The sequence below is a fragment of the uncultured Selenomonas sp. genome (assembly GCA_905372355.1).
Lineage (GTDB): Bacteria > Bacillota > Negativicutes > Selenomonadales > Selenomonadaceae > Selenomonas.
Map to the genome: position 1 here is coordinate 155,390 of CAJPOT010000002.1, position 13,217 is coordinate 168,606.

Here is a 13,217-nt window from a genome sequence, read left to right on the forward strand (position 1 = left end):
TGGATCTTTGTGTGTGTAATTTACAATTCTTCTCAACGATGAAAAAGAATTCGAGGTGCTTTGCCTTCATGATCGATCTTGACAGGCTCACGACGGAGCAACGCAATGCGGCGACGCTTCACATCGACGAGCTTTCTGTTTCCGACATGCTGCGCACCATCCATGATGAGGACAGGAAAGTCTTCGAGGCTGTGGAAAACGCCCTGCCCATGATTGCTCGGGCGGTGGAAATCATTGCGGTTCGTCTAAAGAAAGGCGGCCGCCTTTTTTATCTAGGCGCAGGCACGTCAGGCAGGCTCGGCATTCTCGATGCCGTCGAATGCCCGCCGACCTTCGGCACAAATCCCGAACTCGTACAGGGCGTCATCGCAGGCGGTATGAATGCCGTCTTCCGTGCACAGGAGGGAGCGGAAGATTCCCTCACGCTCGCACAGGAGGATCTCAGAGAACGTGGCCTTAGCTCTTCAGACGTGCTCTGCGGCATCGCAGCTTCGGGTCGCACGCCCTACGTCGTCGGCGGCCTCGACTACGCGCGCTCGCTCGGTGCGGCGACCATCGCCGTCGCCTGCACGCCCGACTCCCCCATCGCCGCACTCGCTGATGTCGCGATCACGGCGGTCACCGGCCCCGAGGTCATCACAGGCTCGACGCGGCTCAAGGCAGGTACGGCGCAGAAAATCATCCTCAACATGCTCTCCACGGGCGCGATGATTCGTCTTGGCAAAGTCTACGGCAACCTCATGGTCGATGTCAAAAGTTCCAACGCCAAGCTTGATGAACGGGCGCGTCGCATCGTCATCGAAGCGACGGGAAAAAGCCGCGCTGAGGCGGAAGAAGCGCTGGCGAAGGCTTCGGGCAATGCAAAACTCGCCATCCTCATGCTCCTCGCTAATCTTCCTGCCGAGGAGGCGCAGCGGCAGCTTGCCGCCTCCGACGGCTATATCAGACGCGCTCTCAAGGGGGAATCTTCATGAAAGCCGAAGCGCTTGCAAAGGAAATCCTCCGACTCGTCGGACCTGCCGCCAATATCTGCAAGGCGGCAAACTGCATGACGCGCCTGCGCCTTGAGCTCAAAGAGCAAATGCCCGATCTCACGCAAAAGATCCAAGCGCTCGACGGCGTATTGGGCACGCATACGAGCGGGAGAGATCTGCAGATCATCCTCGGTCCCGGCCGCGCCGCCTCCGTGACAGCGTGCTTCAAGGAATTGCTTGAACAAGAAGCTGCAGCCGCGACGACAGAAATGCCGTCTGCGGACACCGCTGCCGGAAGCGATGCTGCAGATGCACCTTCCGTACGTCAGGCCGCACAAAACTCTGCTGTCGGCGACGGCAAAGCACTGCATAAAGCCATACGGAAGAGGAATGCAACGCCCGCCAAGCTTTTCTTGAAGCGCATCGCCAACATCTTCATCCCGCTGATTCCTGCCTTCATTGCCTGCGGCATCATCACGGGGCTTTTGAACGTCGCGCTCAAGACTTTTCCTGCGCTTGCCGCGACGCCTTATGCCGCACTTCTTGGGCTCATGGGAAATGCCGTCTTCTTCGGCATGAACATCCTCGTCGGCGTCAACGCCGCGAAGGAATTCGGAGGATCGCCCATGCTTGGCGGCACGCTCGCCATCATCCTCTCGCATCCGGGACTCGCCGCCATTTCCTTAGATGATTTCTCCTTCGTACCGGGGCGCGGCGGCATCATCGCCGTCCTCCTCGTCACGGCCCTCGCGGCATGGCTCGAAAAGAAGCTGCACCGCCATGTGCCAGAGATGCTCGACCTCTTCCTCACGCCGCTGCTCGTGCTTCTCATCGCAGGTCTTGCCGCCCTCTTCATCCTGCAGCCCTTGGGCGGCGTCCTCTCCGAGTGGGTCGGCCAAGCTGCGACTGCAGCCATCGACAAGGGCGGTGCCTTGACGGGCTTCGTGCTTGGCGCGGCGTGGCTGCCGATGGTCATGCTCGGCGTACATCAGGCATTGACGCCCATTCATGCGGAGCTTCTCTCACGCTACGGCGTGACCATCCTGCTCCCTGTGCTCGCCATGGCGGGCGCAGGTCAGGTCGGCGCGGCGCTCTGCGTCTATTGCCGAACAAGAAGCGCCTTCCTCAGGAAGACCGTGGCGACGGCTCTTCCCGTCGGCGTTCTCGGCATCGGCGAGCCGTTGATCTACGGCGTTACACTGCCGCTCGGACGCCCCTTCCTTGGGGCCTGCATCGGCGGCGCGTTTGGCGGTGCCGTGCAGGCGGCCTTCATGGTCGGCGCCGCCGCCATGGGCATCTCCGGGCTGCCGCTCGCCGCCGTCACGGACAAAGTCGCCATTTACCTCATCGGTCTTCTGACCGCTTATGCCGCAGGCTTTCTCGCTACTTGGCTGCTCGGCTTCCAAGACCCCGAAGAGCCATCAAACTAATGAAAGGAGGCATTGCCATGCAGACAGGAATCTCCATTTATCCCGGCCTTGACAACACCCCGAAAGAAAATCTTCAACTCATTGAGTCTGCCGCCAAACTTGGCATCACGCGCATATTCACCTCCTTGCATATCCCAGAGACGGATCACAGCGCTCTCAAGGAGGAATTCAGCACCATTGTGCAGGCGGCCCGCAGTCACGCCATGGAGATCATCTCCGACATCTCGCCTGAGACGCTCGAACTTCTCGGCATGCGCCACTTCTCTCTCTCCGCATTCCAATTCATGGGCATCCATACCCTGCGCATCGACTACGGTTACGGTGCTGCCCGCGTCGCTGATCTGAGCCGCAACACCCAGAACATGCGCATCCAGCTCAACGCTTCGACGATCACGGGCAAGTTCCTCACGGATCTCCTGCAGGAGAATGCGAACTTCGACAACATCGACGCGCTGCACAATTTCTACCCACGCGAAGGAACGGGGCTTGCCGAGGCAACGCTCGTGCGCAAGACGGCGATGCTGCACAAGGCGGGCATCTCAGTCGGCGCTTTCGTGCCGTGTCATTTCCGCCGGCGCTCGCCGCTTCGCTGCGGCCTGCCGACGCTCGAAATGCACCGTGACTTCCCGCTTTCCCTCGCCGCGCGGCATCTCGCCGCCATCGGCATGGATTCGATCTTTATCGGCGACTCCCTGCCGTCGCAAGGGGAGCTTGAAACGCTCGCCGTCATCAAGGAGAACTGCGTGACCATGCGCGCCGAGCTTTCGCTGCGCGAACCCGTGCAGGAGGATCTTCTCGCGCACGTCTTCACTGCAAGGCTTGACGAGGCGCGTGATGCCGTGCGTGCTCAAGAGAGCCGCGCCCTGCTCAAGGAGATGGGGAAAGACATCCTGCCGCAAAACCAAAAGATGCGCCCCTATGGCGCCATTACGCTCGACAACAAGGACTACGGCAGGTACATGGGCGAACTGCAGATCATCAAGCACCCGCAGCCCGCCGATGCCCGCGTCAACGTTGCGGCGCTCATTCCCGAGGAGGAGCAGTTCCTCATCAACTACATCATTCCCGGCAAGAAATTCTCCTTTCATCTCGATGATGAATAGTCCGCTGAACAAAAACCAGTACATATTTGCATCAAAATAAAAACTTCCGCCAAACCTTTCGGCTTTTGGCGGAAGTTTTTAGAAAGCGCTGATAAAATGAAGTCATCCAAATGTGTGAATACGGGTGGCTGAACTCATCAGCGCTTTCTTCATTCTGCGGCTTGAACTGCCTCTAGCTCCAGCTCCTGCTCCTGCATCTGCAGCGCCAGCTTCCTCGCCTTTGCCTGCTTCTTCCTTTCCTTGCGGATCGCTTTGCTGTAGCGCTCCTCTTCACTGAAGATGCAGCCGCAGTACGGCTGACGGTAGAGTTCCAACTCGTGACTGATGTCGATGCCTTCCTGCCAGCCCGGGCGGAAGTCCTCGTAATAAAATTCAATGTCGTATTTGTGAGCGAAGAACTCCGCTGTCTCGCGCATGAGATCATGCTGCTGATGAATGCTGTAGAAAAGCGTGCTCGTAAATGCCTCAAAGCCATTCTCGCTCGCATAGCGCGCCGCCTCTCCCAAACGCCATGTATAACACATGCGGCAGCGGCCGTTGGGCAGACGCTCGGCTAAGAGCGCACGCTGCAAGAAGTCGCGCAGCATGTAATTTTCGTCCGTCCGTATTTCCAGCTCCACCTTGGCGGCAAATTCCTTTGCTGTCTTCAGACGCATATCCCACTCCTTGTACGGGTGGATATTGGGATTGAAGAAGTATCCGACAGGCTCAATGCCGTCCTGTCGAAGTTTCTTGACAGGATAGCACGAGCATGGCCCGCAGCACATATGGAGCAAAAGTTTTAAGCTCATTTTCCTTCCCCCACATAGGGCACGCCGAGATGCTCATAGGCGGCGCGCGTTACGATGCGGCCGCGCGGCGTGCGGTTGATGAAACCGAGCTGCAGGAGATAAGGTTCGTAGACGTCCTCGATCGTGTCGCTCTCCTCGCTGATGGCAGCTGCCAGGGTTTCGAGTCCCACTGGTCCGCCCGCGAACTTTTGAATCATCGTCAAGAGCATGCGGCGATCCGTATGGTCGAGACCGATACGGTCGACTTCCAGTCGATCGAGAGCCGCGTCGGCGATTGCAGCGGTGATCGCCGACGCTCCTTCGATCTGTGCGAAATCGCGCACGCGCTTCAGCAAGCGGTTCGCGACGCGCGGCGTGCCGCGCGAACGGCGTGCGATCTTCTCCGCTCCGCTCCTTTCGATAGAAATCTGCAGGATCTCAGCCGCACGCTCGATGATATGCATGAGTTCGGACGGCTCGTAATACTCCAGACGCGAGATCACGCCGAAACGATCGCGCAGAGGAGCTGCAAGCGCCCCTGCCTTCGTCGTCGCGCCGACCAGTGTGAATGGCGCGATGTCAAGGCGGATGGAGCGTGCACTCGGCCCCTTGCCGATGATGATATCGAGCGCAAAGTCCTCCATCGCCGAGTACAGCACCTCCTCGACACTTCTGGAAAGCCTGTGTATCTCATCAATGAAGAGCACATCGCGCTCGCCGAGATTCGTCAGGAGCGCCGCGAGATCGCCTGAGCGCTCGATGGCAGGCCCCGATGTGATGCGAAAGTTCACGCCCAGCTCGTTGGCGATGATGCCCGCAAGCGTCGTCTTGCCGAGGCCAGGCGGTCCATAGAGCAGCACATGGTCGAGCGCCTCACCGCGATTTAATGCCGCCTGCACGAAGACCTTGAGATTTTCCTTTGCCTTCTTCTGCCCAATGTACTCAGCGAGCTTTCGCGGACGCAGGCTGTACTGCCACGTGTCCTCTGTCCGTTCGTCCTGCGCAATGATGCGCCCTTCCATTTCCTCCATGCCGCCCCTCCTTTCTCAGCGATGTTGGGCAAACTCCTTCAGCGCGAAACGAATCAGCGCCTCAGCGTCCTTGCAGTCTTTGGCACGCCGCAGGATCGGTGTGAACTCCGCCTGCGTGTAGCCGAGCGAGAGGAGCGCGGCGCCCGCCTCGGCAAGCATCGTATCTTCGACAGGCTCTTCGAGCAAGCCTTCCTCGACAATCGCTTCGTGCTCCGTCATAAATCCCTTCATCTTGTCCTTGAGTTCCAAGATGATGCGTTCCGCCGACTTCTTGCCGATGCCCGGCGCCTTCGTCAAAATGTCCGCCTTCTTGTTCCTTACGGCAAGGCAAAGGTTCTCGGGCGTGATGTTCGATAAGATGCCAAGCGCCGCCTTGGGACCGATTCCCGTGACAGAGATGAGCATTTGAAAAAGCTCGTACTCCTCCTCGGAAAAGAAGCCGTAGAGCGTCATGGCGTCCTCACGCACGGCGAGATGCGTGAAGAGCGTCACTTCTTCGCCCATGTGCAGGCGACCATGCGTCGCGCCCGAAATGAAGACGCGGTAGCCGACGCCTGCAACATCAAGAAAGCAAAAATCAAGGGAAAGGCGCGCGACCTTTCCCCGCAGGAAACCGATCATGAAAATCTCCTAAAAATTATTAAACCGCAACAATCGCTAAGTTCATCCATGCTCCCTACAGGCGATTGCGCCAAGCGGCGCTCGCCATGCAGTGCGTCGTGCAGATGGCTACGGCAAGCGCATCCGCCACATCATCGGGTTTCGGCGGTTTCGCGAGGTGCAGAAGCTTTGAGACCATGTAGATGACCTGTTCCTTCCGCGCCTTGCCGTAGCCCGTCACCGCCTGCTTGACCTGCAGCGGCGTATGCTCCGCGATCTCCAAGCCGTTCTTGGCCGCAGCCAGAAGCACGACGCCGCGCGCCTGTCCGACGGGGATCGCCGTCGTGACATTGCGGTTGAAGAACAGCTGCTCGATGCCCATGACGTCGGGCTTGTACTCCTTGATCAAGGCGTCAAGTCCATCGTAGAGCTTCATGAGCCTATCTTCCATGCGAGCCTTCGGACTCGTCGTCAGAGCGCCGTATGCGTGCGGCACGAGGCGGCTTCCCTCCGAGGACACGAAGCCAAAGCCGCAGATCGCCGTGCCCGGATCAATGCCCAGCGCAAGCATGTCTTCTCCTTGATGAAAACTGCACGACCGCGCCTTCTGCGGACTTACTCTTCATCAAACTCATAGTTGCTGTAGACATTCTGCACGTCATCGTTTTCCTCAAGGGCATCGATGAGATTCTGCATCTTTTCCGCATCCTTGCCCTCAAGCTTGACGGTCGTATCGGGAACCATCGTGATCTCCGCCGATGCCGTCTCGATTCCCTTCTCGCCGAGCGCCGCCTCGATTGCATTGTAATCCGCGGGATCAGCCGTGATTTCAAAGACATCGTCCTCCGCCTTGAGATCCTCCGCGCCCGCGTCGAGCACGATGCCCATAAGCTCGTCCTCGTCCTCGAAGGTCTCCTTCTCCACGATGAACACGGCCTTCTGCTTGAACATCCAGCCGACGCAGCCCGTTTCGCCGAGATTGCCGCCATACTTCGAGAAGATGTGGCGCACATCAGCGGCGCTGCGGTTGCGATTGTCCGTCAGGATATCGAGCATGATGGCGGAACCCGCCGGCCCGTAGCCTTCGTAGGTCAGTTCCTCATAGTTGCTTCCCTCGGCAGCGCCAAGCCCCTTCTGTATGGCGCGCTGGATGTTGTCCTTGGGAATGTTGTTCGCCTTCGCCTTGGAAAGCGCGAGCTTCAGCCGCATATTTCCCGTCGGATCGCCGCCGCCCATGCGCACGGCGATGGTGATCTCCCTGCCGATCTTCGTCGTAATCTTGCCGCGAATCGCATCATTCGCGCCCTTTTTCCTCTTGATGTTCGCCCATTTGGAATGTCCTGACATAAAACCTTGCAACTCCTTATTTTGAATAGCGTAGCCCTTTTCTTCAAGCCTTTACAAGCCGATAATGCTTCTTCTTGCCCTTCTTGACGAGCGCCGTGCCATCGGAGAAATCTTCCTCCTGCAGACGATAGTCGGCATCCGTGACCCGCGCATCGTTGAGCGTGACGCCGCCTTGCGAGATGAGACGCCTGCCCTCGCTCTTCGAGGAGAAAACGCCGTTCTTTGCGAGGATGTCAAGAAGCTTCGCTCCCATCTCCTCGGCGGTCAGTGCGAACGTCGGCAGCTCTGCGGATGCCGCGCCGCCGCCGAACATAGCCTCGGCACCCGCCTTCGCCTTCTTCGCTTCCGCCTCTCCATGCACAAGCTTCGTGACCTCATAGGCGAGCACCGTCTTGGCCTCGTTGATCGCCGCATCCCTGAGCGCGCCCAAGCGGCGCACCTCTTCCATCGGCAGGAAGGTCAAGAGCGCGAGGCATTTTTCAACGTCGGCGTCATCAATGTTGCGCCAGTATTGGTAGAAATCGTACGGCGATGTCTTCTCGGCGTCGAGCCAGAGGGCGCCGCCCGCCGTCTTGCCCATCTTCTGACCGTCGCTCTTCGTGAGAAGCGTGAAGGTCAGTCCGTAGGCGGGTTTCGCTTCCTTCCTGCGAATCAGCTCGACGCCCGCGATGATGTTCGACCACTGATCGTCGCCGCCCATCTGCAGTTTGCAGCCGCAGCGGTGACTGAGTTCCAGAAAGTCGTAGGCCTGCATGACCATGTAGTTGAATTCGAGGAAGGTCAGTCCCTTCTCCCAACGCGTTTTGTAGGCTTCAGCAGACAACATGCGGTTCACGGTGAAATGTGCCCCAATCTCGCGCAGAAGTTCGATGTAGTTGAGCTTCCTCAGCCAATCGCCGTTGTTGACCATCAGCGCCTTGCCCTCAGAAAAGTCGATGAAACGCGCGATCTGCTTCTTGAAGCAGTCGCAGTTATGCTCGATATCCTCATCCGTCAACATCCTGCGCATGTCCGTGCGCCCCGAAGGATCGCCGACCGTTCCCGTGCCGCCGCCCACGAGGCACACGGGACGATGCCCGGCACGCTGCATGTGCGACATCGCCATGAGTCCGAGGAAATGTCCAACATGAAGACTGTCCGCCGTCGGGTCGAACCCTGTGTAGAAGGTCACGCTCTCTTTGCCGAGCAGTTCGCGCACGCCTTCTTCATCTGTGCATTGAGCGATGAAACCGCGCTCTTTCAAAACATCAAAAACATTTGCCAACGAACTCTTCCCTTCTTTTCTCATCCTTCAAAAGCACATCAATCCCTGCCCTTGGAAACGCCTGCGCCCGGCTCAGGACCGCCACCTGGTTCAGGGAGCGACGGCTGCTGCGAGGGCGTGGAGTCCGCCTGCGGTGCGCCGTCTCCCATAGTTCTGCCGCCTGCTTCAGGCCTTGGCACATTCCTGGCATCCTTGCCGTTTTTCGCATCCTTGGCATTCTTTTCCTTCTTATCTGTATGCTTCTCGTCCTTCGCAGATTTTTCGTCCTTAATCTCGCTGACACTTCCTGCGGTATATGCCACTCCGTCAAAGTTCTTTGCAGGTGTGCCCGCGACAACCTTTTGCATAAACGCCTTCCACATTTCTGCTGGTGCCATGCCGCCTGACATCACGCCCATCGACGTGTTGTCGTCGTTGCCGATCCACACGCCAGCCACGAGATCGGGCGTGTAGCCGACGAACCACGCATCGTGATAGTTGTCCGTCGTACCTGTCTTGCCCGCGGCAGGACGTCCGATGTTCGCACGCGTTCCCGTACCGTGCTGCACGACGTCCTGTAACATGCTCGTCAGAGCCGCCGCACTGCTCTCCTTGATGACGCTCTTTTGCTTAAGCTCCGCCTGTTCAAGAACCTTGCCGTTGCGATCGAGAATCTTAATGATGGCGACAGGCTCGACGTGTATGCCCTTGTTCGCAAACGTCCCGTAAGCGCTCGTCAGTTCCAGAGGCGTCACGCCCTTCGTGAGTCCGCCGAGCGCCGTGGAGAAGTTCTTGTCGTTGCGCTCGCCGTCGAGCACGAAGGTCGTTATGCCCATCTCCTGCGCATAGTAAATCGGCTTGTCGATACCGAGCTTCTGCGCGATTTTTACCGTCGGCACGTTGAGCGAGTAGCGTGCCACAGTGCGCAACGTCACGGGGCCACTGAAATTGCCGCTGTAATTCTTCGGCGACCAGCCGCCGATCTTGACCGGACTGTCGTCGATGATGGTGTCGGGCGAATAATTCGCCTCAAGCGCCGCTGCAAAGACGAATGGCTTGAACGACGAGCCTGGCTGACGCTCCGCCATCGTCGCGCGATTGAACTGATCCGTGCCTCGGCCGCCGACCATCGCCTTGATGTAGCCCGTGTGCGGATCGATGGCGACGAGCGCCATCTGCGGCTGCTGCACGCCATTGCCGTCCGTGCGCTGCACGGCCACGGTATGCGCGGCCTCTTCCGCTGCCTTCTGCATCGTCATGTCGATCGTCGTGTAGATCTTCAAGCCTTCCTTATAGATGGCGTCGGCGCCGTATCGGTCGATGACCTTCTGCGTGATATAGTCGATGAAGTACGCGCCCGTCGTATCCTTCGCCTGTGTCTTATTGGCAAGCGTCGGCTTCTCTTCCGTCGTCTTGCGCGCCGTCGCATGATTGATGTAGCCGTACTTCTCCATCTGATCAAGCACGACTTCCTTGCGTTCCTGCGCGGCGTTGAAGTTGTTGAACGGCGAATAGTAGTTGGGGCTCTTCGGTATGCCCGCAAGCATCGCGCATTCGTTGAGGTCAAGATCCTCGACGTTCTTGCCGAAGTACGTCTTCGCCGCCGCCTGCACGCCATAAGCGCCCTGTCCGAAGTAGATCTGGTTCAGATAAAGCTCCAAGATCTCCTGCTTCGTATACTGGCGTTCGATCTGCAGGGCGAGGAACACTTCCTGCACCTTGCGCTTGAGCGTCCGATCCTGCGTCAGGTAAGCATTTTTGGCGAGCTGCTGCGTGATCGTAGAGCCGCCTTCGGAAATCGTCCTGCCCGTGATGTTGGCATAGACGGCGCGCAGAATGCCGCGCGGGTCGACGCCCATGTGCTCATAGAAGCGGTTGTCCTCGACCGCGACGAAAGCGTTCTGCAGATTTTTCGGAATCTGCGCGAGCTTTACCGGCTCACGGTTTTCCGTCGCATGAACATTGGCGATTTCGTTGCCGTTGATATCATAGATATGAGACGACGCCGGCGGACGGATGTCCTCAACGAGATTTTCTTTCGTATTCATGCTCGCCGTCAAAAAGCCGCAGCCGATGCCGACGAGCATGACAAAAAAGATGATGAAGAAACCCACGAGAGCGCGTACAATATTGCCGCCGCGGCTTTTCTTCTTCGGCGGCGGCTTCGGATTCGACTTCGGTGCCAGGCGTCTCTGCAGCTGCTGCCGCGAGGCGCGCGTCGCATCGGTACGTTTTTCCATGAAGAAGCTCCTCCTGCTCTGTTCAACGATATGCTTTTCATTATACTGCAACGAAAGTGGCAGAGCAAGACATTATTGCCCGCTCTTCCATCACTGCAAATCAACGAGCGTCGCGCCCGTGCCGCCCTCGCTGATGTCGGCGAAGTTGAAGCGGGAGACGCTCTTGTGATGCTTGAGATAATCGTGAATGCCCTTTCTGAGCGCTCCCGTCCCCTTGCCGTGGATGATGAGCACCTGGCCGAGTCCGCCGACGACGGCATCGTCGAGGAATTTGCCGAGCACTTGCTCCGCTTCGTCGACCATGAGTCCGCGCACATCGATCTCGCGATGCAGGTTCGCCGTCTTCTGCAGAAGCGCACCCGCTCCCTTCGTACGGCTGCTTCTTTTCACGGCGGGCTGCTCCTTCCTCGCGCGTTCGACAAAGCGGCAGTCTCCCGCCTTGACGTACGTCTTGAGGCTGCCTAGCTGCACTTCGATATTTGCGCCTTGGATCTTGAGCACCGTCGCCTTTTGGTCGAGCTTTCGCACATAGACGACATCGCCGACAGCGAGCTTCTGCATGTCGATCTTCTCTTTGTACGCCTTGCCGGGGAGGAGTCCCGTGCGCGAGCGCTCCGCCGCTTCCTGCAGTTTCTCCCGCGCCTCCTGCATGGCACGGCGGCGGCTCTCTATGCCGAGGTCGTCGAACTGCGCCTTGAGGCTCTTGATGATCTCCTCCGCCTCACGCCGCGTGCGCCGCACGAGATTTGCGCTCTCCTGCCTCGCCTTCTTGAGCATCTGCTCCTTCTTCTCGCGAATCTCATCCTTCAGCGCCTGCGTCTTTTCCTCAAGCTTCGCCACGCGCTGCTGCCTTTCCAGGATGTCGGCGTTCCTCTGCTCGTACATGAGCTTCTCGCTTTCGAGCTGGTTCACGACCTTCTCGAACTGGGCATGATCGGCCTTAATGAATTGCTGCGCACGCAAGATTGCCGCCTCCGAAAGGCCGAGGCGGCGGCTGATGGCAAAGGCGTTGCTCGCACCCGGCATCCCCGTCAGCAGACGGTACGTCGGGCGCAGCGTCTCGACATCGAATTCCACACAGGCATTCTCGACGCCCTCGCTCGTAAAAGCGAACGTCTTCAGCTCCGAATAATGCGTCGTCACGATCGTCGAGGCGCCGCGTGCGAGGAACTGCTCAAGGATAGCCATGGCGAGAGCCGCCCCTTCCTCGGGGTCGGTTCCCGCGCCGATCTCATCGAGCAGCAAGAGATCCGTGCCCTCGACGCATTCCAAGAGTTTGACCAGATGCGACATGTGCGCGGAAAATGTGCTGAGGCTCTGCTCTATGCTCTGCTCGTCGCCGATGACCGTATAGACATTCGTATATACAGAAATCTCAGATCCTGCGGCGGCGGGGATATAGCAGCCCGACTGCACCATGAGCGCAAAGAGTCCGATCGTCTTCAGGCTGACCGTCTTGCCGCCCGTATTCGGTCCCGTGATGAGCAGCATGCGGTACGCTTCTCCAAGCGCGATGTCAATGGGCACGACCTTTGCCGCATCGATCAGCGGATGACGCGCGGCGACGAGATTCGTCCTTCCCTCGCGATTGATCGCGGGGCGCGTCGCCTGCATATCGGCTGCAAGCTTCGCCCGTGCGAAGATGAAGTCAAGAGAGGCGAGTATGGCACAATTCCCTTCGAGAACGCTGCCGTTCTTGCCGACCTCCTGCGAGAGAAGGCGCAGGATGCGCTGCACCTCGGTCTTTTCAGCGAGCGCAAGCTGCTTGAGGTCGTTGTTGAGGTCGACGAGAGCCATCGGCTCGATGAAGAGCGTCGCGCCGCTCGCCGACTGGTCGTGGACGATGCCTGGAAAGCTCTGGCGATACTCCTGCTTGATCGGTATGACATTTCGCTCCGCACGCTGTGTGATGATGGCGTCCTGAAAGAATTTCTGATACTCCGTGCGGTGCAGGATGGCTTCCATCTGCTCCTTCGCCCTGTGTCTGCCCGAGCGCAGTTCACGCCGTATGCGCGAAAGCTCGACACTCGCGTCGTCGAGCAAATTGCCGTGCTCGTCGACGCTGTTTTCCAGCCTGCGCTCCAACTGCCCGAGAATCTCGATGCCCTTTGCCTGCTCCTTGATGAGCGGCAAATCCATCTCCACTTCTTTGAAGAAGCGCTTGACGGCTCGCATCGCGCGCATCGTGCTCAGAAGATCGGTAAAATCGCCGAGGTCGAGCACGGCGCCGCGCTCGGCCTTCGCCAGAGACTCGCGGATGTCGAAGACGCCGCCCATGGGCGGCGAGGAAAACGCCGAGAGGCGAACCGCCTCCTCCGTCTCGCGCAGAAGCTCCTCCACCTCAGCAAAATCGCCCGACGGAAGGACGGCTCGCGCCTTTTCCTTGCCGAGGACGGAGCCTGCCTTCGCTTCCAGCATCGCGCGAATCTTGTCGTACTCAAGCGTGTCGAGTGTTTCTTTTTCCATACATAACCTTTCT

Annotated in this window: 11 protein-coding genes; 3 read left to right on the forward strand and 8 right to left on the reverse strand. The window is 58.7% G+C overall.

The window, feature by feature from the left end:
- Window positions 1-68 precede the first annotated feature (68 nt).
- The 3 genes from murQ to QZ177_RS01760 are packed head-to-tail and all read left to right on the forward strand — an operon-like array spanning window position 69 to window position 3,507.
- The gene (gene murQ / locus QZ177_RS01750) at window positions 69-974 is read left to right on the forward strand and encodes an N-acetylmuramic acid 6-phosphate etherase (RefSeq protein WP_294175318.1); all 906 of its coding nucleotides are present in this window, start codon (window positions 69-71) and stop codon (window positions 972-974) included.
- Window positions 971-2,404 (forward strand): PTS transporter subunit EIIC, encoded by a 1,434-nt coding sequence (locus QZ177_RS01755; protein WP_294175319.1) that lies wholly within the window; start codon window positions 971-973, stop codon window positions 2,402-2,404. The genes murQ and QZ177_RS01755 overlap by 4 nt, the downstream gene beginning before the upstream one ends.
- Before the next feature lie 17 nt (window positions 2,405-2,421).
- A complete protein-coding gene (locus QZ177_RS01760; RefSeq protein WP_294175320.1) occupies window positions 2,422-3,507 on the forward strand; it encodes a MupG family TIM beta-alpha barrel fold protein in 1,086 nt (361 codons plus the stop codon).
- A 149-nt stretch (window positions 3,508-3,656) separates the two neighbouring features.
- On the opposite strand, the gene QZ177_RS01765 is transcribed toward QZ177_RS01760, so the two are convergent.
- The 8 genes from QZ177_RS01765 to QZ177_RS01800 form a co-directional block, all read right to left on the reverse strand.
- Window positions 3,657-4,298: an epoxyqueuosine reductase QueH gene (locus tag QZ177_RS01765; protein WP_294175321.1), complete on the reverse strand. Its 642-nt coding sequence runs from the start codon at window positions 4,296-4,298 to the stop codon at window positions 3,657-3,659.
- Window positions 4,295-5,308, reverse strand: coding sequence for a Holliday junction branch migration DNA helicase RuvB (gene ruvB, locus QZ177_RS01770; protein ID WP_294175322.1), 1,014 nt, complete (start codon window positions 5,306-5,308; stop codon window positions 4,295-4,297). Before ruvB ends, QZ177_RS01765 begins: the two co-directional genes overlap by 4 nt.
- A gap of 15 nt (window positions 5,309-5,323) precedes the next feature.
- Entirely contained in the window at window positions 5,324-5,929 is a 606-nt protein-coding gene (ruvA, locus tag QZ177_RS01775) for a Holliday junction branch migration protein RuvA (RefSeq protein WP_006192431.1), read from the reverse strand.
- Between the two features lie 55 nt (window positions 5,930-5,984).
- On the reverse strand, window positions 5,985-6,479 hold the full coding sequence (ruvC, locus tag QZ177_RS01780) for a crossover junction endodeoxyribonuclease RuvC (protein WP_006192432.1): 495 nt from the start codon (window positions 6,477-6,479) through the stop codon (window positions 5,985-5,987).
- 44 nt (window positions 6,480-6,523) lie between these two features.
- Complete coding sequence (locus QZ177_RS01785; protein ID WP_294175323.1) at window positions 6,524-7,255, reverse strand: YebC/PmpR family DNA-binding transcriptional regulator; 732 nt, start codon at window positions 7,253-7,255, stop codon at window positions 6,524-6,526.
- Window positions 7,256-7,298: 43 nt separating this feature from the next.
- Window positions 7,299-8,519, reverse strand: coding sequence for a tyrosine--tRNA ligase (gene tyrS, locus QZ177_RS01790; RefSeq protein WP_294175324.1), 1,221 nt, complete (start codon window positions 8,517-8,519; stop codon window positions 7,299-7,301).
- 38 nt (window positions 8,520-8,557) lie between these two features.
- A complete protein-coding gene (locus QZ177_RS01795; RefSeq protein ID WP_294175325.1) occupies window positions 8,558-10,738 on the reverse strand; it encodes a penicillin-binding protein 1A in 2,181 nt (726 codons plus the stop codon).
- A 90-nt stretch (window positions 10,739-10,828) separates the two neighbouring features.
- A complete protein-coding gene (locus QZ177_RS01800) occupies window positions 10,829-13,204 on the reverse strand; it encodes an endonuclease MutS2 (protein ID WP_294175326.1) in 2,376 nt (791 codons plus the stop codon).
- Window positions 13,205-13,217: the final 13 nt, after the last annotated feature.